Here is a 19933-nt window from a genome sequence, read left to right on the forward strand (position 1 = left end):
CACGCCGGGCGGTGAGCCGGCCGAGGGCGAATCCGACGTCGGCTGACTGACTGCCTTCGGCAGTCTTGGCGACGCGGAGTGACCGCCTTCGGCGGTCCGGGGCGAGTCGGCCGGCGGGCCTCGTTCCGTGTGTTCAGTGGCCGCCGTGCGTTCCGTGTGCTTTGACCTGCGGTTTTGTGCAATGTGGGCCGATTCTGGTTCGCGCCCGCGATCCGGGCCGCGAGACGTCGGGTCTCGCCTCCGGCGAACCCGCCCCCTCGCTCGCTACGATGAGTTACTAGACCAATTTCCATGTCGACCAATCTAGAACAACCTGCCCATGCTTTGTCAAGCGTCTAGAGGTAACTACTTTCTGTCACGTACTCCGATCCCGACCGAACGCGCTCCGTGGTCGTTCTCTGATGACTCATCAGGAACGGGTCCGGCGAGGGTGCGCGGGACCGCTCGGCTCTCAGAGGCCGGCCTCGGCCCGGGGCCGGGGCCCGGTTCTGATCTATCTGGACAGATTGACCGTAAGTTCGCAGCTCAGGGGCCACTTTCGACACGTCGCTACACTCTCCGACCATGTCGCGATCGTTCGTCGTTGCCGTGTACCCGGCGGATCTGCTGGGGCTCAAGCCTGTAGTAAAGGCCGCCCGTGAGGCCGAGGAGGAGTGGCTGAAGGCCGCCCGGGAGCGGGAGGGAATCCCGGGTCTGCGGGGCCGGGCGCTGAGCGAGGCGCGGGCCCGCGTACGGATCGAGCGGGCCCGGCTGCGGGCCTCGGGGAAGCTCGCCGGGTCGGTGGAGCTGGTGATGCTCCGGGCCGTCCGCGCCGAGCTGCGGGCCCGGCGGCTGGACCGGGACTGGGAGCCGGTGCCGGCGGAGGCCGCGTCCGCCCCGGGGCGCCCGGTGGGCGTCCCGAACAACCAGGAGGGCGAGGACGAGAGCACGGCCCTGACGGCGCGGCTGACGGTGAAGCTCCCGGACGATGTCGCGGAGCAGATGGTCCGCGGCTGCTACTGGACGAGCGCGCCGGCGGTCGAGGCGCTGTGGGCGTGGGCGTCGCGGTGGGGGGACGGGCCGGTCGGGAAGTACAAGGACGCGCTCCGGGCCGGTGCTCCGCCCGGTCTGGCGGCCCTGGTGGCGGCCGGAGCGTCGGCGGCTCCGGCGGAGGCCCTGGCCGAGCGGGACCGGCTGCGGGAGCAGATCGTGACGACGGGCGACGTCCTGCGGGCCGCCCTCCGCCGGGCCCAGTAGGGGCCCTGTACGGCCTTCTGCGGGCCTTGGAGGGTCGGAGGGCCCTGGAGTGCCAGAACGGCCCCGCACGGGTGTGTGCGGGGCCGTTCTGGCTTGTCAGGTGGCACGGAAGGCCAGTGTGTTCAGTGCCTTCAGTGGGTGCCCCACTCGCGGGCGAACATGTCGGCCGGCTCCTGGCGGTACGCCTCCTCCTCGGCCTCGATGACGGCGCAGCAGCAGACGTCCCCGAGGGCCAGGCCCTCGGCGCACTCGTCGTGGTGGTCGTCTCCGTCCGAGGCGCGGAGGGCGGCGAGGCACCCGGCGCAGGTGATCCGGAGGAGGGGCCGGGAGTCGAGGCGGGCGGCGGCGGGCGCGGGGTAGACGGCGCAGGCGGTGGTGAAGCTGTGGCGGTCGCCCGCGTACCGGGCGGCGTGGACCGTGCCGTCCTCTTCGACGGCGCGGCGCTGGTGGGTCTCGTACGTCGGGGTCATCAGGGGCTCCTCGGCTTCGATCGGCCGTCGCCGGGTGGGCGGCGGCATGACGGAGGCCCGCCGGGGATCGGCGGGCCTCGGGTGCCGGCCTTCGTGGTGAGTCCGGCGCGGCGTACTCACCACGGGACTTACCACGGCCTATCAGCAGGGTTGTTCACCTGGGGTTTTGGGGGTCTGACCTATCAGGTTGGCGCTCACCATGGTGAGGTCGGGCGCCGCTTACCACGGCCTACTTCGGCGGCGCAGTGCGCGGGTCGTAGTCCTCGGGGCGGCCCTTGTCCTCGGGGCCGCCGTCGACCGCCCAGGTCTCCCAGACGCTCTCCATCGCCTTCAGCAGGGCCTCGCGGCGGTACTGGGCGGTGCTGCGGGCGACGTCCATGGCGAACGCCAGGTCCTGGACCGTGCCGCCGGTGCGGGCGTGGGCGCGGACGGCGGCGTCCCGGATGCCCTCCAGGCGGGGGATCAGCCGGTGGTCGAGGTCGTTGATGACCGTGTACCAGTCGGCCGGTCCGGCGAAGTACGGCTCGCCCTCGGAGTTGCGGCCGGTGCGGAGGAGGGCCAGGGCCATCAGGGCGGAGTGGAACCAGTCGGCCAGGGGGCCGGCCTCGGGACCGAGGGCCTTGGACTGGTTGGGGGTCAGGCTGATGACGAGGTCTCCGCCGCCGAGGCGGGACTCCTTGGGCGGGACGAAGGCGATCGGGTCCATCGGGGACTCCTTCTGTGGTGGGAGGGTCGGCCGCCCGGTCGGGCGGCCGTGGTCGTGGGGTTGGGTCAGGAGGCGTACGCGAGGCCGGCGGCGGCGACCAGCTCGTCCGTGGCGCGGATCGCGTTGTCCCGGGCGACGTCCAGGACGTCGCGGCCGGCGACCCCGCGCAGGGTGTAGGTCGTCTCGGCGGCCTTCCGGGCGGCCGGGGCGAGGGCCGGGAGGACGAGCTGCACGCGCAGGAGCGGGGCGGTGATGGCGGAGCGGGTGCGGTGGCTCTCGGCGCGGGCCTCGGTCCAGTCCTCGCCCCGGAGCCTCAGGTCCTCGCGGACCCACATGGCGCGGCGGTGGTCGGACAGGGCGGTGACGAGGTCGGTGAGGGCGGCGAGGCCCTCGGCCCGGCGGGCGGCGGCGTCGGCGGCGCGGCGGGTAGAGCGCTGGCTGATGTGCTGGATCGAGCCGGTGACGATGGCGCCGAGGAGCGTTCCGACGATGGCGAGGACGGTGGCGAGCATGTGGGTTCCCCCTGGTCTGGTGAGTGGTCGGGCGGTGGTGAGCCGGTCAGCCGATCTTGCGGATCTCGTGGGCGTGGACGAGGACGGGGGCGATCCAGATGCTGATGCTCCCGACCGTCCAGCGGCCCTCGGTGAGGGGGCCCGGGGGGACCTCGTCGATGATGACGCCGGTCTTCCCGACCGCCCGGGGGTCGTCCTCACAGCTCAGGAAGAGGACCTTGTCTCCTGCGTTGAACATGGGGTTCCTCCTCGTCAGACCGTGGCGATGATCAGGGCGGCGATGCCGAGCCACAGGACGTGCCAGGACTGATCGAGCGAGTAGGCGCCGGTCCCGAGCGTGGGGGCGTAGGTGCCCTCGGCGGTGACGGGGTGGGCCGGGTGGGTCGGGGTGCCGAGCGAGTAGAACTCGCCCTTCCCGCAGACCTTGGCCAGGGCGGCGAGGGTGGATCGGCGGTCGGCCCAGTAGTGGGAGGCGGCGTCCAGGCCGAGGCCGAGCACGAGGCCGGCCGCGGTGAGCGGGAGGTCCAGGAGGAGGGCAACCGGGGCGAGGACGGCGCCCTTCGTCAGGCTGAGGCCGAGGACGTGGCGGGCGCAGGCGGCGCGGCCGGTCCAGCCGGGCAGGCCCTTGGTGGCGGCCTGGCAGCTCGACTGGACCCAGTGGTCCCCGACGCTGTGGGCGATCCAGAGGGCGGCGAAGACGGCCGCGAAGACGGCGGCGGCGGTGGTGTCGGTCATGATGGGTGCCTTCCTGGTCTGTTGGTTCGGATCGGGTCGGACGGGGTGGCCGCGCGCCTGGCAGTGGGTGGCCGCCCCGTTGTCGTGCGGTGGGTCAGGTGGCGGGCGTGAGCCGGACGCCGGTCGGGCGCAGGAGCGCGACGCCGAGGAGGGCGACGGCCCCGCCGACCATCAGGAGGAGGGTCTGGCAGACCGCGGCCGAGCCGGAGCGGCCGGCGCACTTCGCGATGGTGGCGACGGTGGCCGTGTAGACGACGGCGGCGAAGGTGCCGGCAGCGGTCGTGGTGGCGCCGTGGTCGAGGGCGAAGAAGCCCACCAGGGCGGCCATCGCCAGGCCGCAGATGGTGAAGAGGCCGAGCAGTCCGGCGGTGACCTTGGCGTTCATGGAGCCCTCCCCAGCAGTCGTGTACGGAAGTTCGTACATGAGAGACTGTACGGACTTCCATACATGCCGTCAAGTGGTTCTCAGGAAGTCGTCTCGCCAGGTCATTAGGCACGGAAGGCACTGCACCCACTGAACGCACTGAAGGCCCCGCCCGGGGGTGGGCGGGGCCTTCGTGGTGCTGCGGAGCGCCGGTCAGACGTCGGCCGGCTCCTCCAGGTCGTCGGGCTCGATGCCGAGGGCGTACGCCTCCGCGAGGGCCGCGCGGCGGCGGTCGTCCACGGACACGGACTCGTCCTCGGCCAGCTCGGTCATCCACTGGGAGATCTCGTTGGGGTGCCACCGGGGCAGGTCCGCCGGGATCTCCACGGTCGTCACGGCGCGGCGCAGCTCCTCGAACTCCTCGGCGGTCCGCAGGAGCACGGTCGGGGCGTGGTCGGTCATGGGTGGGGCCTTCCTTCAGTAGGTGGAGATGCCCGCGCCGTCGACGTCGGGCCGGACGCGGACGGAGATACGGATGGTGCCGTCCTCCTGGGGCTCCATGCCGACCGCGTGCCAGGCGCCGTCCGGGCCTCCGAGGGCGTCGAGGGCGAAGGCTTCGCGGGGCAGGTCGAGGGAGCCGCCGTTGTGCATGAGCACGGCGACGAGGAGGGCGTGCGAGAGGTCGGCGGGCGACAGGTTGGAGGTGTCCATCAGGCGCGGTCCTTCCCGGCCTGGGCGGCGGGGACGGGCGGCTTCCACGGCGGGACCGTCAGCCAGTGCTCGTACTCCATGCGGACGTAGCCGCGGGGGTCGTCCTGCCACTGCTGGGCGTCCGGGGGCACGGGGCCCTCGCTGGTGCCGTTCGGGCCGAGGCCGCGGGCGGCGTCGAAGTCCCGGATGGCCTCGGCGGCGGCGAACGCGTCAGGGCCGGCCTCGGCGTCGGTGAGGGCCAGGCGGTCGAGGAGGGCGGCCTCGCGCAGCAGGATCTCGCGGGTCTCGTGGACGCCGACCGGCGGGTACCAGGCGGGGCGCTCGTCGCCCAGCTCCCGGCGGAGCCGCAGCAGGGCGATGGTCTCGCGGGCGATCGGCGGGGCCTCGGCGTACGCGGTCGCCGGGGTCGGGGCCGAGTAGGTCACGGGTCTCTCCTCTAGAACAGGCCGCCATCGTGGGCGACGTCGGTGGTCGTGCGCTTGCGGTTCTTGGTCGTGCCACCCGAACGGGTCGGGGCTGCTGCGGGCCCGATCCGCTTCGGCCGGCACTCGGCGCGGTGGGTCTCCCACTCGGCCGAGAGGGCTTCGACGTCGAGGCCGGGGCCTTCCCTGCGGACTCTGCCGCAGGCGCAGGCGTAGGACGCCCCGTTTCGGCCTCCGAGGTGGATGCCGGGGAAGTCCGGGGTGGGGGTCAGGTCAGTCGGCATCGGGCACTCCGTCGCAGGTGTTGCAGCAGCCGACCGAGGACGGGATGACGTACTGACGTTCAGTGCCGCACTGACGGCACGTGCGGCGGGCCCGCATCATGGCCTGGACCGAGCGCCACCGGCCCGGGGTCATCGGGCGGACGGGCTTGGCCAGGTCGATCCGGTAGAGGTAGGCGACCTGCCACCCGTGCCGCCAGTAGCGGACCTGGGCGACGGGGTCGTGCCCGGCGGGGCGAAGGCCCCGGGCGCGGAGCTGGCGGCGGGTGGCCAGGCCCTCGGGGGCCAGGCGCTTGCGGTACTCGGGGATGGCGCCGGATTCGCCGGCGGGGCGGTAGCGTCGCTTTCGCATCGAGGTTCCCCCTCGGTGTCGAGCGGGGCCGGGACGATTCAGGCGTCCCGGCCCTGCTGCGTCCGGCTGCTGGTCACCACCACATGGAGCCGCGCGCGGCCTTGGCCTTCGCCTTCTCATCGGCCTTCTTCTGCTTGGCGTCCTCGGCGGCCTTCTCCTCCGCGAGGATGCGGGCGCGGGCGTCGGCCCAGACCTGGTCCATCCGGCCGCCGAGCTTCTCCGGGCTCTTGCCCCGGACGATCTTCACGCCCGCGCGGCCCGCGAGGGCGACGAGGCGGGCCTGCTCGGCGGGGGTCAGGACCCACATCTCCTGGTTGTCCAGGGCCTGGATCTTCTTGCTGGTCACGGGGTGCTCCTTCCTGGCCGGGCTCTCCGGCCGATGCGCTCCGCACGCCCGGGGCGGGGGTGCGGGGCACATCGGCCGGAGAGTCAGCCGCGGGCGCCCTGGCGGTCGATCGCCTCGGCCCACAGCCGCTCGTTGCGGGCGATGTACTGGCGGGCCTGGCGGTAGGTGCCCAGCTCGCCCACCACGGTCTCGTCGTCGTCCTCGTCCACGAAGGGGCCGCCCTTGACGACCCAGCAGGGCTCCCCGACCTCGGAGTCGGTGCCGCGCTCGATCCAGTAGCCGGAGCGGCTGGTGCGGTGGAACCAGAGGTCGGCCAGGGCTCCGGCGAGGAGCGCGACGGCGAGCCAGCGGGCCGGGGTCTCGCCCCACAGGTGCTGGACGCCGAAGAGCAGGCCGCCGATCGGCAGGGCGACGGCGAGGGCGCGGAGGGTGGGGTGCTTGATCACGGGGACCTCCCAGAGGGTTTGTACGGAACTTCGTACATGACTGACTGTACGGACTTCCGTACAGTCGGGTCAAGTCGGTCTCGCAAGATTCTTCGCAGGTGGTGAGGCACGGAAGGCACTGCACGCACTGAAAGCACTGAGGCCCCCGCCCTGACCTGGGCGGGGGCCTCGAAGGGGTCCTGCGCCGCTCGTCAGTCCTCCGGCCACCACAGCCGGGCTTCGTCCAGCCACAGCGTCCGGACCGGCCTGGGGCCGTCGTAGTCCGCGAACTCGCCCCCGCCCAGTCCCGCCGGCGCCCCGCTCGGTCCGGGCGCGGCGCCCAGCAGCGCGCCCCGTACCCGGTTGCCGATCGGGCCGAGGGTGAGGACCGCCGAGCAGTCCACGAAGGCCCGGGGGATCTGCCCCGCCTGGTCCGCGCGGATCGAGGCCGCCAGGTGGTACCCGGCCGCGCGGCCGAGCAGCGCGACCTCCGCCAGGGCGTCGAGGGCCGGCCGCCGCTCGGCGCCTCCGCCCAGCAGGACCCCGCGCAGCTCGGCCAGGCCGTCGGCCACCAGGAGCGCGTTGGCCTTCTGCCCCTCGAACAGGAAGTCCTCCAGGTGGGACGTCATCCCGTACGTGAACTCCTCGATGGCGAACGGGGCGCCGGTCTCGTCCCGGGCGTTGTGGACCGCGAGACCGGGCAGGCCGGTCAGGCTGTTCCACTCCCGGGGCTTGGCGGTGATGACGCGGACGTCCATCCCGCCCTTGGCGGCCTGGGCGGCGAGGAGGCGGAGCGCGGACGTCGCGCCGTATCCGGTTCGGCCGACCACCAGCAGGTGCGGCGTCACCTCCAGGTCGAGGTTGCGGACATGGCCGGTGGTGGCGTCGACCATGAGCGGGATAAGCGTTCCGCGGCTGCTCGCGGGGAATCGGGTGTCGGTCACGGCTGTCTCCTTCGGGTGAATTCGGGGGCGGCCCCGGCGACTTCCGCCGGGGCCGGACGGCGGGTCAGACGAGGCCCTTGGCCCAGCGGGTGAAGACGCCCCATCGGCTCTTGCCGGACGAGTACCAGGCGGCGAATTCCTTGGAGGCCCGGAAGAGGGCGCCGCCGATGAACGAGTAGACGAAGAACAGGCCCCACCACGGGAGCGAGGACTCGTGAAGGGCGAGCATCACCCGCGTCACGAAATTGACGATCGTCGCGAGGGCGACGGCGGAGAGGAAGCAGGCCGACCAGATGAGTGCGGTCGGGGTCCACTTGGGGAACTTCACCCAGGCCGGGAGCCAGGACTTCCGGCCGCTCTCCTCGTCGTCTTCCTTGGAGAGCGAAACGGGGATCTCGGGGTCAGTCTTCGGCATTTTCCTTGGCCTTCCTCGCGTGGTGGGTCGTCATGTTCCAGTTGCAGCGGCGGCAGTTCGGGTAGTCCGGGAGGTCCTGCGACAGGTAATCGAATCCGTTGCACGGTTCGGGTTCCTTGTCGCGGATCGTGGGGCCGTGGTGGTAATCCCAATTCGGCTGAAACCTTCGGGGGTTGTATCCCCGGTGGACGAGCCGGTTGTGAAGCGCGGCGTCCGCGTCCTCGGTCGGGATCTCGTAGTTGAAGTGTTCTCGTCCGATCCGGATTACGTCGGCGGCGTACAGATAGCCGTGCTCGGATCGGATGTTGTCCCGGACGAGTTCGGAGATCGCCATATCGGCGGACTTGTTGACCAGTTTCCAGTGGTGCTCTCGCGCCTTTTCTCTTTCCGCTTCTGCTTTCTTCTCGCGGAAATAGCTGAGGATTCCCATTCCGGGCCTTTCCCGGGGGCCGGTCCGGTGTGGACCGGCCCCCGGATCAGATATTGGTCAGTCGTCGTTGTCGGCGGTCTGTCCGGCCTTCGGGCGGTTGCGCTCCCAGCGCTGAAGCTCGGAGGGCCGGTAGAGCTTGCCCCGGGTCTTGGGGTGGATTCCGACCGAGGCGGGGAATTCCTTTCCACGCGTCTTGTCGCTGGATTCCTTGCGCAGGACGGCGAGGCTGACGGAGACGATTTCGTTCTCCACGGCCTCCTTCAGGGTGACCGGGGCGTCGGGGTCCGGGGCGGCCTTCAGCTCCTCGGTGGCCTCGGTCTGGAACAGGGCCTCCATGTCGGCCTTGAAGCCCTCGGCGTCCTCGCGCAGGGGGGCCGGGCCGCCCTGCGCGGGGATGGCCGGCAGGGTCTGCGTCACAGCCTCGGTTGAGACGTTCACAGCATCCTGTCCCAGGTGGGCGGGTGTGATGGGACGCTGAGACGTTGCGACGTTGCGACCCAGCTCGGCCCAGCGGCGGGCCTCCTCGGGGGTGAAGAAGAGCACCTGCGTCTCGTGGGCCGCGCCGCCGAGGACGACCTGCGCGCGGCCCACGTGGCGGGTGGACTTGGGCGCCGGCTGCACCTCGGGGACGAGCATGTTCCAGGCGTTCCGGGTGTAGCGCGCGAGAATTCGGGTGGCGAAATTCTCGCGCATCTCCGGGCCGCCGAGGGCGGCGGCGGTGGCGGACTGGGCGACGAGGAGAACGTGCATCTTGACCGCGCGGCCCATGAAAAGGATTTCGCCCAGCGCGTCAATCGCGGGGGATTCCTTCGGGTCGGCGGGGCCGTCCTCGTCGGCCTTCGTCTTCCGTACCGCGTTCCAATACCGCTTCAGCTTTCCGATCGTGGCGTTGGCCTCCTCCAGGAGGATCGCCATACGGGGGCCCACGGGGGCGTCGCGGTCGTCGCCCTCCCAGGCGTCCACGATTCGGTTACGGCGCTCGCCCTCTTCTCCGAGGGCCACGAGGGCATCGTGAATGTCCGCGATTTCCCGGTGATAGGCGACGCCCTGAAGTCCGCGCACCCACTTGTGCGAGTGGCGCTTGCGGTCGAGAACCGCGCCTTCGGCTCCGTGCTTCAGGAGCTGGGCGAAAATCGCGCGGAGGATGACGGACTTACCGCCACCCGTACCGGCCGAGACCAGAACGTGCGGGGATTCCGCGTCCAGGTCGACGGAGACCGGCTTTCCACGGTGGGAAAGGCCGATCAGCGGGGCCGATTCCGGCATCTTCTCGATGAGCTTCTGAACTTCCGGGTCCGAGAAAAGGACCTTGGACGGCGGGCGCGGGGACTGCTTCACCAGGACGTGGTGGTTCTTGCCCTCGGTGTGCCACGAGAAAGTGACGTCCTGAAGCGCCAGCTTGTTCGTGAGCGTGGTCTTCACCGCGCTCTTAATGCCCTCCTCGCCCGCGAAATCGGCGGGGAGGTCGATACGGATGGCGTCGCCGGTGATCTGCTCGTAATTCACCGGAACGTGGATGTACCGGGAGGGCTTGGTGCCCTCGGGGTAGCCCAGCTTCTCGCGGAGCGCGATGTGCAGGGGCCAGATCCAGTCCCGGTGGTGACGCCAGGTCACGGCCCCGTCCATGAGCCGGAAACCGACCCAGGCCGAGGCCGCCGAGCCGAGGGTGAAACCGCCGGCCTGGAGCGCTTCGAGGGTGGTGGTCGGGTCGTTGACGTACGCGTACCCAGTGCCGCCCGTGGCGGCTGCTGCGGCCCAGCGGACGCCCGCCCGCTCGGCGCGGGAGAGGTAGTCCCAGCGGTGGGCCTGGCGGCCGTCCTCGCGGGCCGTACGGGTGCCCCGGTGGGTCCAGGTGGCGTCGGTCCGCGGCTTGCCGTCCATCGGCGCCCCGGAGAAGAAGCGCCAGGCCGTGGTGGGCAGGGCGGCCAGGGCCTTCGCCACGGCCTCGCTGTCGTTCGTCTGCGGCTGCTGCTTGCGTGCCATCATCTGCTTGCTACTCCTGTTCCCTGCGGTGGATCAGAGGAGTTGGCACGGTCCGAAAGGACCGGTGGGGCCGCGCCCGTTGCGACCGGGCGCGGTCCCTTTCCCCGTAACTGCGGTTTCTTGCTGCTGCATTCCTACTACGCGGGTCGGACAAGCCGGTAAGCCTTTCCCGCCGGGCGGGATATGAGGGGCTTTCAGGGAGGGGGGAGAATTCTCCCCCCTCTCCTTTTCCGGGTTTCCGGGCCTAGTTGTAGAGGCCCGTCCCGGGGTCCTTCAGCGTCGTCTCGGCCGCACCGCCGGCGGGGCTCTTGGCCCGGCGGATCTCGCGGGCCACGGTCTCCTCGGAGACGTCCTGGCCGAGCACCTGGGCAAGCTGCGTGGCGATCTTCTTGGCGTCGTCCATGCCCATGCCGGTCAGCAGCCGGACCCCCGCCCGGATCGACGGCGGACGCTGGTCCGGGACGCGCTCCGAGCGCTCCTTGGGCCCGGTGTGCTCCGGCTGCGGCTCCGGACGCTGCGGAACGTCCGGGCGGACGCTCTCACCCTCGTCCGAGCCCGTGACCTGCGCGGACCCGGTCCGCTCCGGACGTCCGGACGCGTCCGGACGGACGTTGAAGGGGAGTCCGGACTCGTCCGGAGCGGTCGCGGCGGCCTTCTTCAGCTCCAGCTCTCGCTCGCGGCCGGCCATCGTCGCCGGGCGCTCGGCGCCCATGACGTCCTTGATGCTCCAGCCGTCCGCGAGGGCCGTCTCCAGGGCCTCGTCCGCCTCGCGGCTCGCCCGGTGCCAGGTGTCGCCGTAGCCGTCGGCGGCTGCGAGCTGGGCCAGGCGCATCCGGTCGACGGCGGCCGTCAGGGTCTCGGTGTTGCGGGTCGGCTCGATGGCCGGCACCTCGGCCTGGGCGATCGGGGCCGGGAGGGTGGTGTGCTCGATGACCGGCAGGTCGGCGGCGACGGGCTCGGCCATCTCGGCGCGGTTGGCGGCCACGGCGCGCTGGATCATCGTGCGGTCGCGCTCGGCGGCCAGCAGCTCGGCGGCGGCGGAGTTCTCCATGCGGGCGACGGCCCGGCGGGCGGAGGCGACGGCCAGCTTGGCGTTGGCCTTGGAGACCTCGGCGGCGACCCAGTGCCGGTCGGCCTCGCTCAGGTCTCGGTTGATGAACTTCATGATCCCCATCCAGAGGACCTTGGCGAAGAGGGAGACGCCCGCGCCGACGACGCCCAGGGCGACGTTGTCGAGCTTCAGGCCGTGCCAGAGGATCGCGCCCATCGTCGCGGCGAGCAGGCCCCACCCGAGCTTCTTGGCGAAGGCGCGCTTGTCGGCGTCGAAGCGGCTCAGGTACTCCAGCAGGACGTTGACGATCCAGGCCAGGTCGAAGACCACGGCCGCGGCGAAGCCGATGCCGCCGCCCAGCAGGGCACCGATGCTGACCGTCGACCAGACGACCGCGACCGTGGTCAGGACGCCGACGACAGTGACGCCGGCGCGGACGGCCAGGACGTCCCAGTCCCTCGGCAGGACGGGGACCGGCACGTCGTAGTGCTCGGGGACCTCGTTGGTGACGCCGTCGTGGGTGCGCTCCACCATGCGGGTGCGGCGCTCGTTCTTGAACTTCACGGGGGGTTCCTCTCGGGTCATGTGAGAGGGGCCGGCACCCAGGCCATAGCCTGGACGCGGTCCCTCTCGGGACTGGAGCCCGACCGGTCATCTGTGCAAGGAGCCCGGTCGGGCTCACCCGTTTCCGGGGTCTGCGTTCGTCATCACACTGACAGGGATTGTGTAACAATGCAAGTGATGACTACAACTTAGACCCTGAAGACGGCAGAATAGGGGGTCAGGTGATACGTTGTGTCACACCACATCGGCATCAGGAGAGGACCCATGACCAGCGAAAAGCCGAGCCTTCCCGCAACGATCAAGGCCCTGCGCTCACTCGTAGCGGGCCAGGAGCCGGGGGCCGCCCTCGCCTCCGAGGCCGACCTGGCGGAGACCCTGGGCAGCAGCCGGGCCCTGGTGAACAAGGCCGTCGCTCACCTGATGGCCGAGGGCGTACTCATCCGACGAGGAAAGAAGGCAGTTGTGCAGCCCATCCCTGTCATCCTTCGACAGGTCCCGACCCGCTACACGACCCGCTTCAGGGAGGCCCACGGCGCCCGTGGCGCCTTCGACGCGGAGATCAAGCAGCACGGCCTTCAGCCCCGGTGGACGACCGTCCCGGGCGAGCAGGAAGCGCCGGCCAGCGTGGCGAAGCTCCTGGACGTCGAGCCGGGCTCTACCGTCGTGACCCGGTCCCGGGAGATGTTCGCGGACGACGTCCCGGTCCAGATCGCCGTGACGTACCTGCCCCAGGACGTCGCCTCGTCCGCCGGTGCCAGCCAGACCGACACCGGTACAGGCGGCATCATCAGCCGCCTCAGCGAGAGCAACAGCCAGCAGAAGTCCGTGACCGAGACCATCCGGACCCGGACGCCCGACGAGCACGAGCAGGAAGTGCTCCGGCTCCCGTCCGACTCCCGGGTCTACGAGCTGACCCACGTCGCTCGCACCGCTCAGGGACGGACTGTCGAGGTCACCGTGCACGTCATGCCGGTGCACCTCTGGGACCTCTCGTACAGCTGGGACCTGGACTGACACCGGAACCCGGTGTCCGCTTCACCCGTTAGGGTCCTTTGATCCACAACCGATAACAGAAAATCCCCAGCCACATCCACGAGGTCAGAGCCGTGGGGCTGGGGATCTTCCGAAAGGCGGGCGTTCTAGCGCCCTCGTCGCGTCCACTGTAGCGGCTGACCTCCAGGCCAGCAGCACCAGTGGGCAAGTGTGCTAGAACACCCCGCCAGAAAGGCGGGAAGGTGCCTCCCCAGGCACAGACGAACAGCGACACGAAGAGGACGCCGGGCAGGCCCGGCCCCTCCATCCCCATGAGCAGCGGCTCGTGGGCGTACTCCATCGGCGCGGACGACACGTACCCGCGCGGCGTGTACCTCCAGACCGGGCGGGGCGAAGACACCCGCTGGGAGATGGTCGCGCCCCTCCCCTATGTCCTCGAAGTGGTGCTGCGACGCGGCGGTGACCGGAAGATCACCGTGCGAGAGTTCCGGCTGTCGGTCGACGCCGCCGGCACCATGACGATCCTCTGCGGCCGTGACGGCCTGAAGGCAGGTCTTTGGATGGAGCAGCTCGACTTCGGCTTCGCCCCCCTGGACGACAAGGTCGTGAAGGCCGCCGGTACCGCGATCTCCAAGCTGGCCGAGGACGCCCCGCGGGTCGAGGCCGTGCCCGGCTGGACGGCGGACGGCCTCCAGCTCCCGCCCGGCGATGTCGGCCCGCACGGGTACGGCGAGACCTGCGGCACCGAGGCCAACGCCCGGGGCGTGTGGAACCGGATCTCGGTCCTGATGGGCGAGGCGGGCAACGAGAACGCCGCCCTGTACCTGGGCGTCGCGATCGGCGGCGTCTACCTGGCCCCGTTCCGGCTCCAGTGCTTCATCTGCCACACCGGCGGCGGAAGCTCCGGCGGTAAGTCCTCGATGATCAAGATTGCGTCGTCCTTCTTCGGGCGGCCCGAAGAGGTCATGGGCACGTGGAACCTGGCGAAGGTCGCCAACACCGAGGACCTGCTGCGCCTCGGGTGCCTGACGGCCTTCCGCGACGAGATCGGCATGGTGGGCCGGATGACGCCCCGCGAGGCCGAACAGCTCATCTTCACCCTGACCGAGGGCGCCCAGCGCACCCGCGCCCGGCAGAAGGGCGGCGGCACCGACCGGACGATCAAGTACCGGGGCGTCGTCATCTCCACCGGCAACGACTCCCTGCTGGGCATGGCGACCGAGCAGGAGGGCTTGAACGTCCGTGTCCTGGAGCTCCCGTTCCTCCTGACCCGCGACGCCCAGACCTCGGACGAGCTGAAGTACCTGGCCGATCTCGCGTACGGGTGGCCGCTGAAGTGGCTGCGGGACGGGATCGACCTGGACCGCGCCTGGCTCGCCATCGCCAAGGCTCAGCGCGACCTCGGCGTGCACAAGACCAGCGGCCCGGACGCCCGGATCGGGAAGAACATCGCGGTCGGCGTCGCCGGGGCCGAGCTGTTCGAGGAGATCACCGGAGTGCAGGGCGCCCGCGCGAACGCGCTGTCGGCCGGCCTCCGCGTCTACTCGCAGCAGGTCGCGGAGATGCGCGAGACCTCGATGCGGCAGGGCGACAAGCTCATGTCCGTGATCGCGGAGACCTTCGCGACCAAGCCGTCCCTCTTCCCCTCCAAGGCCGCCTACACCAGCGGCGTCGTGACCACGGCGAGCGCGATGGAGTCGCTGTCGGTCTCCGAGGCGTACGGCTGCGTCTACGACGAGGCCGGGGAGAAGCGCCTCGCGGTGTTCTCCAACAAGCTGAAGGTGATCTGCGCCTCCGCCGATATCGTCTCGCCGCGCACCGGCCTGCGGGACCTGCGCGAGGACGGCCGCCTGGTGCTGGAGGAGTCGAAGTCCCGGCAGGGCCTGACCAAGCGTGAGTGGCTGGGTGACACCATCGGCTACGTCCACTGCTACGTGTTCCGCCGGGTCACCAAGGAGGACCCCGAGGAGTTCACCCCCTCGCCGCTCTCCGAGGCCGGGGACGAGCCCCTGGCCCCGATGCCGATGCTGGACGAGCACCTGCGCCCGTCCGGCGACGCGGTGCCGGCCGCCGCTCCGGCCTCTCCCGCTCAGGAGCCGAAGGCGGTCGTGCCGCAGCAGTCGGCCGCGGCCCCGGTCGTCCAGGAGCAGCGCGAGCAGCAGCCGGTGCAGCAGGAGCAGCACCCCGAGCAGCAGCCGGTGCAGCAGCGCGAGCAGCAGGAGCAGCAGCCCAGGCAGCGCGAGCAGCAGGGCAAGCAGCGGGCCGAGGTCCCGACGCACGCCCCGTCCAGCGTGTGGGCCGCCTCCGGTGGCTACCTCACCGAGGCCACCGGCTCCGCGTTCGTGCCGATCGAGGGCGAGGCCCTGACGTCGCTGCCCGCGCTCCTGGAGCTGCTGCGCGAGCACGCGACGACCGAGGACGTGACCGTGGTCATCGGCGCGGACCTGCGCCCCGGTTACGGCCTGGCGGACGAGTGCTGGCCCCGGACCAAGGGGTCGGTCTGGGAGCCGCAGAAGCGGAAGGCCGACCGCGAGGCCGCCGCCGCGTTCCAGGTCCCGTGGCTGACCCTGGTCGAGGCGGGATGGCACCAGCCGTTCAACCGCGACAAGCAGCCGAACGTCATGCCCATGAGCGTCCTTCAGCACCGGGACTTCCCCGGCATGACCCGGGTCCTGGTCGCGGAGTGGCTGGTCGAGCGGGCGTTCCCCCGCGACAACGAGACCGAGGTGCCGGACGCCACCGCGCTCGCCTACCGGCTGCACCGCTTCACCGAGCTGACGACCTGGACGTTCTCCGTCAGTGCCGCACGGACGGCACTGAACGCACTGAAGCTGATGCTGAAGTCCCCTCACGTCCGCAAGAAGCCGCGGTTCATGGCCATGCAGCGCAACCAGTGGCCGTCCTACGACTACCTGAACACCTGGAGCCGGGACCTCACCGACGAGGAGCGCGCCATGCAGCGCGTGCACGGCTTCGACGGGAACAAGAACTACCTGCCCGCCTACTCCGAGGCCCTGATCGCGGTCAACGAGCTGGAGCGCGTGATGTACCCGGAGTTCGACCCGAAGAAGGCCGGCCTCTGGCTCATCACCGTGCCGACCTGGCCGCACCCGCTGCTCCCGGCCCCGGTCGTGCACACCGCCCCGGGCACCAAGACCTGGGTGACCACCCGGATCATCGGCCTGTACCGGGAGACCGGCATCGAGGTCGAGATCCACGAGGGGTGGCTGTCGGAAGGCGTCCAGTACAAGGCGTTCCGGGACTTCAAGGAGGTCGTGCAGCGCGCCCTCGCGGAGCTGGAGAGCGGCCCGGTCGACGCCGACCGCAAGCCGACCGACCCGGACGAGCTGGCCGTCTACAACGCCCTGAAGGGCACCTTCCGGACCCTGCACGGCAAGCTCCAGGACGAGTCCCAGAGCACGATCGCCCGGCCTGACTGGGGCTACGCGATCCGGGACGCGGCCTGGACCGGCATCCTGCGCAAGGCGTACAAGGCGGGCGGCGTGATCCCGCTGAGCAAGGACAACCAGCCGACCTCCAACCCGCGCTTCCCCGTGAAGCTGGACCTGGACGAGCTGGTCTACGTCTCCGACGCGGTCGAGGCCGCCGACGACGTGCCCGCCGGCCTCGTCCTGGGGACCGGGCTCGGGCAGTTCAAGAGCAAGACCACGATGACCGTGGACGAGTGGATCGCGAAGACGACGAAGGTGAAGGGGGCCTGACATGCCGAAGGGAACCGAGGACGAGGGCCACGAGAAGCTGCGGGACAAGCTGATCCGCAAACTGACCGGCCGGGCCCCCGGCGCCATCGAGCGCGAGCAGAAGAAGTCCCTGCCCGACCGCCTGAAGTGGCTGGAGAAGAAGCACAAGGGCGACGACAAGGAGGCCGCCAAGGCGGCCGGGATCTCGCTCACGACCTGGCGGCGGTGGCGGTCGGGCAAGCAGAAGCCGAAGGCCGACAGCGTCGCCAAGCTCGACAAGGCGACCCGCGAGGCCCTGGTGCCGAAGGGCCGACGGAAGCGCATCGCGGATTCCACCGGAAAGGGTGAAGGTCTCAGCGGCGCCCCGCTCAGCGGCGGTGCGCAGATGACGGCCTGGATCACCATCAGCTCGGACTCCCGGCCCCGTGACCTGAACCTCGGCGGCAACCTGCCGCCGGGTCGTCTGAACGAGGTCGTCAACAAGTACGTCGAGGAGGGCGAGGACGCCGCCGTCCAGGAGCTGAAGAAGGCCATCGGGGAGTACCTTCATGTCGACCCGGACGACATTCACGTCCACGACGTGAGCGGCTTCGACTGGTCGCCGCTGAGTCAGCCGAAGGACACCGGCGAGGACCGGGGCTCGGGCGGCACCGACGCCCAGGGCGAGATCTTCTAGGTGTCACGCCGAGTGTCACGCTAGGTGTCACGCTAGGTGTCACGCTCCCCGCGTTGCGCCCCTGACCTACACAAACGGCCCCACCGGAGACTTGCCCGGTGGGGCCGTGACACGTGTTGCAGCCTGGCTAGTGCAGTTCGGCGGCCTGCCTCCTCAGCTCGGCCTTGATGGTCTCCGCCAGCTCGGGGTTGCGCACCAGCTCCTCGCCCAGGAGCCGCAGGACCGGGGCGAGGGCGACCGCGGACAGGTCCAGCTCGGCCGCCGCGCCGTTGCACCAGCGCTTCAGCTCCCGGTGCTGCGCGGGCTTCAGGTCGAGGGTGACGCGGATCGGCTCCGTGCGGATCGAGGTCTGCACCACCGGGGCGTGCGCGCCGTCGCTCGCTGTCTTCTTGTAGTCCGTGCGTCGGCGGCCTCGGCGGCGGGGCGTCTTGGTGCCGGCCTTTTCCTCGTCGCTCACTTCGCGACCTCCCACCATGCGAGCAGTTCCTTGGTGACGTCCGGGTACGTGGTGCCCTCGGTCTCAACCGGCAGGCCGTAGCACTGGCGGTACAGGTCGTCATGGAACTGGACCTGATTGGTCAGCACATGCAGCGGGCTCTCGCCGGTCGTCAGGGCCTCGCGGACGTCGGCGTCCGGGCCCGTCTTCGTGGCGTAGGGGCGGTTCGTGCGGTTGAGCAGCACGGCCTCCACCATCGGATTGCGGGGCAGGCCGAAGCGCTCCCGCTCGTCCTTGATGGCGTTCAGCTTCTCGGTCAGCTTCTTCTTGGTGCGCCGGACCTCGATGCCGGCCGGGGCCACCGGGAAGACCCAGACGTCCGCGTACAGCAGCGCGCCCCGGGCGATCGACTCGTGGTCTTCGAGCTGGGGCACGTCGATGACGACCGCTCCCCGGTCGTTCTCCAGGTCGGGGAGGCTGCGGTGCAGGGTGGTGATGGCCTGGCCCACCACCGGGAAGTCGAGCCCCTCGGCTTCTTCCATCCACTCCAGCGCGCTCTGTCCCTTGTCCGCGTCGATCAGGAGCGGCGCGAGGCCCAGCTCGTGAAGGGACTGGCAGACGAACATGGCGGACGTCGTCTTGCCCACGCCTGGCTTGATGGAGACCAGGGCGATTCTCATAACCATGCACGGACCGTACTGCACGCACTGAAGATCAGTGCCCGCCGCGCTGGGGCTCCTTGGCTCGGGCCTCCTGGACGACCACGGTCACGAGGTCGATGCAGTCGCTACAGATGGCCGTGCCGGGCCCCTGGACGAGGACCCAGCGCGGGTCTCGCTCGCCCTGGCCCTGCTTCGTGCCGCACCACCAGCAGTAGGGCTCAGGGGCCTCCGTCGCGCTCATGCCCGGGACCGTACTGCACCGCGGCTGCGCCCGTGCGCCGTACCGCCGGGGCCGCTCGATCGAGGGGCGGAAAGGCCGGCGCCCCGCCCTACGTTCAGTTCGGGCGCGGTTGGCGCCCGCCGTACGTTCAGTTCGGCGCAGGAACTGAACGTACGGTGCTTCCGCAGGTCAGGGCGGGTATCGGCCGCTCCTCGCCCCTCTCTCACCGTTCAGTTCGCCCGCCGGACGTTCAGTTGCTCACGGCCAACTGAACGTATGTGTTTCCGCAGGTCAGGGGCCGTTTCAGGGGCCCATACGTTCAGTACGTTCAGTTTTCGCGCAAGGGGACACCCCGTCAGGAGATTCCGACCGTGAAACCGAGGGCCGGGCCGCCGCCGGGAAGCGCCGGCACTCCGGGCGCACGTTCAGTTGGGAAGCTCGGGGCCTCCTCGTATGTTCAGTTCGGCTCGGGAACTGAACATACGGTGTTTCCCCAGGTCAGGGCATGTATGGGCCGCTCCTCGCCCCGGTCCCACCGTTCAGTTCGCCCGCTGGACGTTCAGTTCCTCGCGGCCAACTGAACGTATGCATTCCCGCAGGTCAGAGGCACTTTCTCCCGCCCGTACGTTCAGTACGTTCAGTTTTCCCGCAAGGGGACACCCCTTCAGGAGAGTTCCCGCCGGATGCTGCGCCCGCCTAAACGGCCGGCAGGCGCAGCGCGGGCCGGATCGCGCTCATGCTCCCCGGCCCGTTATCTGCGCTTTTTCATCTATCCTCGCGCTTTGCCCGGATTGCGTCCAATGCCCCGGGGTGGGATGGCGAACGGTCAATCTGGTCAGATATTTCGGCGCTCGGTCCTCCCCACCCTCCAACCCGCGCTTTCTGATGAGTCATCAGATTCCGACTACGGAGCGCGTTCGGTCGCACCGGAAGGGGGTGACTAAAAGTAGTTACTCCCAGACTCTTGACAAATCCCGGTGTCATTGATCTAGATTGGGGGACATGGGGATTGGTCTAGTAACTCAAAGTAGCAAAGAGCGGGCAGGCTCGCCGGAGGCGAGACTCGCCGTCTCGCGGGGCGGGGCCGCAGGCCCGCCCCGCGAATGGCCCGCCCGTCGCAAAAGTGCAGGTCAGAGGGCACGGAAGGCACGGGGCACACTGACCGTACTGAAGCGCCCCGCCGCGCCGTGGCGGTGGGTGTGCCCCCCCGGCGGGGACCCACAGCAGAAGTGAAGAAGAAACCTCATAAAAACAGAAACAATAAAAAAAATAGTTTTTGCTGTGATTGGTGTTTATGT

At 70.2% G+C, this 19933-nt stretch carries 25 protein-coding genes; 4 read left to right on the plus strand and 21 right to left on the minus strand.

From position 1 onward, the window contains the following. Positions 1-564: 564 nt before the first annotated feature. Entirely contained in the window at positions 565-1236 is a 672-nt protein-coding gene (locus AB0G79_RS33035; protein WP_360813127.1) for a hypothetical protein, read from the plus strand. Between the two features lie 131 nt (positions 1237-1367). On the opposite strand, the gene AB0G79_RS33040 is transcribed toward AB0G79_RS33035, so the two are convergent. From AB0G79_RS33040 to AB0G79_RS33125, 18 genes are all read right to left on the minus strand, one after another. Continuing rightward, on the minus strand, positions 1368-1706 hold the full coding sequence (locus AB0G79_RS33040) for a hypothetical protein (protein ID WP_360813129.1): 339 nt from the start codon (positions 1704-1706) through the stop codon (positions 1368-1370). A gap of 229 nt (positions 1707-1935) precedes the next feature. Further along, a complete protein-coding gene (locus AB0G79_RS33045; RefSeq protein ID WP_360813131.1) occupies positions 1936-2412 on the minus strand; it encodes a hypothetical protein in 477 nt (158 codons plus the stop codon). A gap of 65 nt (positions 2413-2477) precedes the next feature. After that, complete coding sequence (locus AB0G79_RS33050) at positions 2478-2924, minus strand: protein kilB (protein WP_360813133.1); 447 nt, start codon at positions 2922-2924, stop codon at positions 2478-2480. A gap of 46 nt (positions 2925-2970) precedes the next feature. Beyond that, positions 2971-3162, minus strand: a complete 192-nt coding sequence (locus AB0G79_RS33055; RefSeq protein WP_360813135.1) for a hypothetical protein — start codon at positions 3160-3162, stop codon at positions 2971-2973. Positions 3163-3176: 14 nt separating this feature from the next. Beyond that, positions 3177-3659 (minus strand): transcriptional regulator, encoded by a 483-nt coding sequence (locus tag AB0G79_RS33060; protein WP_360813137.1) that lies wholly within the window; start codon positions 3657-3659, stop codon positions 3177-3179. Positions 3660-3753: 94 nt separating this feature from the next. Further along, entirely contained in the window at positions 3754-4083 is a 330-nt protein-coding gene (locus AB0G79_RS33065) for a hypothetical protein (protein ID WP_360813139.1), read from the minus strand. Between the two features lie 153 nt (positions 4084-4236). Continuing rightward, a complete protein-coding gene (locus AB0G79_RS33070; protein WP_360813141.1) occupies positions 4237-4485 on the minus strand; it encodes a hypothetical protein in 249 nt (82 codons plus the stop codon). Positions 4486-4500: 15 nt separating this feature from the next. After that, entirely contained in the window at positions 4501-4734 is a 234-nt protein-coding gene (locus AB0G79_RS33075; protein WP_360813143.1) for a pRL2-19, read from the minus strand. Continuing rightward, a complete protein-coding gene (locus AB0G79_RS33080) occupies positions 4734-5159 on the minus strand; it encodes a hypothetical protein (RefSeq protein WP_360813145.1) in 426 nt (141 codons plus the stop codon). The genes AB0G79_RS33075 and AB0G79_RS33080 overlap by 1 nt, the downstream gene beginning before the upstream one ends. A gap of 11 nt (positions 5160-5170) precedes the next feature. After that, complete coding sequence (locus AB0G79_RS33085; RefSeq protein WP_360813147.1) at positions 5171-5440, minus strand: hypothetical protein; 270 nt, start codon at positions 5438-5440, stop codon at positions 5171-5173. Then, positions 5430-5789, minus strand: coding sequence for an RRQRL motif-containing zinc-binding protein (locus AB0G79_RS33090; RefSeq protein ID WP_360813149.1), 360 nt, complete (start codon positions 5787-5789; stop codon positions 5430-5432). Before AB0G79_RS33090 ends, AB0G79_RS33085 begins: the two co-directional genes overlap by 11 nt. Before the next feature lie 73 nt (positions 5790-5862). Continuing rightward, positions 5863-6135, minus strand: a complete 273-nt coding sequence (locus AB0G79_RS33095) for a hypothetical protein (protein ID WP_360813151.1) — start codon at positions 6133-6135, stop codon at positions 5863-5865. A gap of 83 nt (positions 6136-6218) precedes the next feature. After that, positions 6219-6581 carry a hypothetical protein gene (locus AB0G79_RS33100; protein ID WP_360813153.1) on the minus strand — a complete coding sequence of 121 codons (363 nt, stop codon included), beginning with the start codon at positions 6579-6581 and terminating at the stop codon, positions 6219-6221. 191 nt (positions 6582-6772) lie between these two features. After that, positions 6773-7504, minus strand: a complete 732-nt coding sequence (locus tag AB0G79_RS33105) for a hypothetical protein (protein WP_360813155.1) — start codon at positions 7502-7504, stop codon at positions 6773-6775. 64 nt (positions 7505-7568) lie between these two features. Beyond that, positions 7569-7919, minus strand: a complete 351-nt coding sequence (locus AB0G79_RS33110; RefSeq protein WP_360813157.1) for a hypothetical protein — start codon at positions 7917-7919, stop codon at positions 7569-7571. Further along, complete coding sequence (locus AB0G79_RS33115) at positions 7906-8349, minus strand: hypothetical protein (RefSeq protein ID WP_360813159.1); 444 nt, start codon at positions 8347-8349, stop codon at positions 7906-7908. The genes AB0G79_RS33110 and AB0G79_RS33115 overlap by 14 nt, the downstream gene beginning before the upstream one ends. Before the next feature lie 57 nt (positions 8350-8406). Next, positions 8407-10335, minus strand: a complete 1929-nt coding sequence (locus AB0G79_RS33120; RefSeq protein WP_360813161.1) for a pRL2-11 — start codon at positions 10333-10335, stop codon at positions 8407-8409. A gap of 241 nt (positions 10336-10576) precedes the next feature. After that, complete coding sequence (locus AB0G79_RS33125) at positions 10577-11947, minus strand: hypothetical protein (protein WP_360813163.1); 1371 nt, start codon at positions 11945-11947, stop codon at positions 10577-10579. 264 nt (positions 11948-12211) lie between these two features. On the opposite strand from AB0G79_RS33125, the gene AB0G79_RS33130 reads away from it, so the two are divergent. From AB0G79_RS33130 to AB0G79_RS33140, 3 genes are all read left to right on the plus strand, one after another. After that, on the plus strand, positions 12212-12961 hold the full coding sequence (locus AB0G79_RS33130; RefSeq protein WP_360813165.1) for a GntR family transcriptional regulator: 750 nt from the start codon (positions 12212-12214) through the stop codon (positions 12959-12961). Positions 12962-13182: 221 nt separating this feature from the next. Beyond that, positions 13183-16662, plus strand: a complete 3480-nt coding sequence (locus AB0G79_RS33135; RefSeq protein ID WP_360813167.1) for a DUF927 domain-containing protein — start codon at positions 13183-13185, stop codon at positions 16660-16662. A gap of 1 nt (position 16663) precedes the next feature. Then, positions 16664-17317, plus strand: coding sequence for a helix-turn-helix transcriptional regulator (locus tag AB0G79_RS33140; protein WP_360813169.1), 654 nt, complete (start codon positions 16664-16666; stop codon positions 17315-17317). 127 nt (positions 17318-17444) lie between these two features. Here the strand turns inward: AB0G79_RS33140 and AB0G79_RS33145 are convergent, their stop codons facing one another. Genes AB0G79_RS33145 through AB0G79_RS33155 form a run of 3 tightly spaced genes read right to left on the minus strand, consistent with a single transcriptional unit; the run spans position 17445 to position 18656 of the window. After that, positions 17445-17774: a hypothetical protein gene (locus tag AB0G79_RS33145; protein ID WP_360813171.1), complete on the minus strand. Its 330-nt coding sequence runs from the start codon at positions 17772-17774 to the stop codon at positions 17445-17447. Then, positions 17771-18439: a hypothetical protein gene (locus AB0G79_RS33150; RefSeq protein WP_360813173.1), complete on the minus strand. Its 669-nt coding sequence runs from the start codon at positions 18437-18439 to the stop codon at positions 17771-17773. Before AB0G79_RS33150 ends, AB0G79_RS33145 begins: the two co-directional genes overlap by 4 nt. 28 nt (positions 18440-18467) lie before the next feature. Then, positions 18468-18656 (minus strand): hypothetical protein, encoded by a 189-nt coding sequence (locus tag AB0G79_RS33155; RefSeq protein ID WP_360813175.1) that lies wholly within the window; start codon positions 18654-18656, stop codon positions 18468-18470. Positions 18657-19933: the final 1277 nt, after the last annotated feature.

The organism is Streptomyces sp. NPDC020807 (genome assembly GCF_040641575.1).
GTDB lineage: Bacteria > Actinomycetota > Actinomycetes > Streptomycetales > Streptomycetaceae > Streptomyces.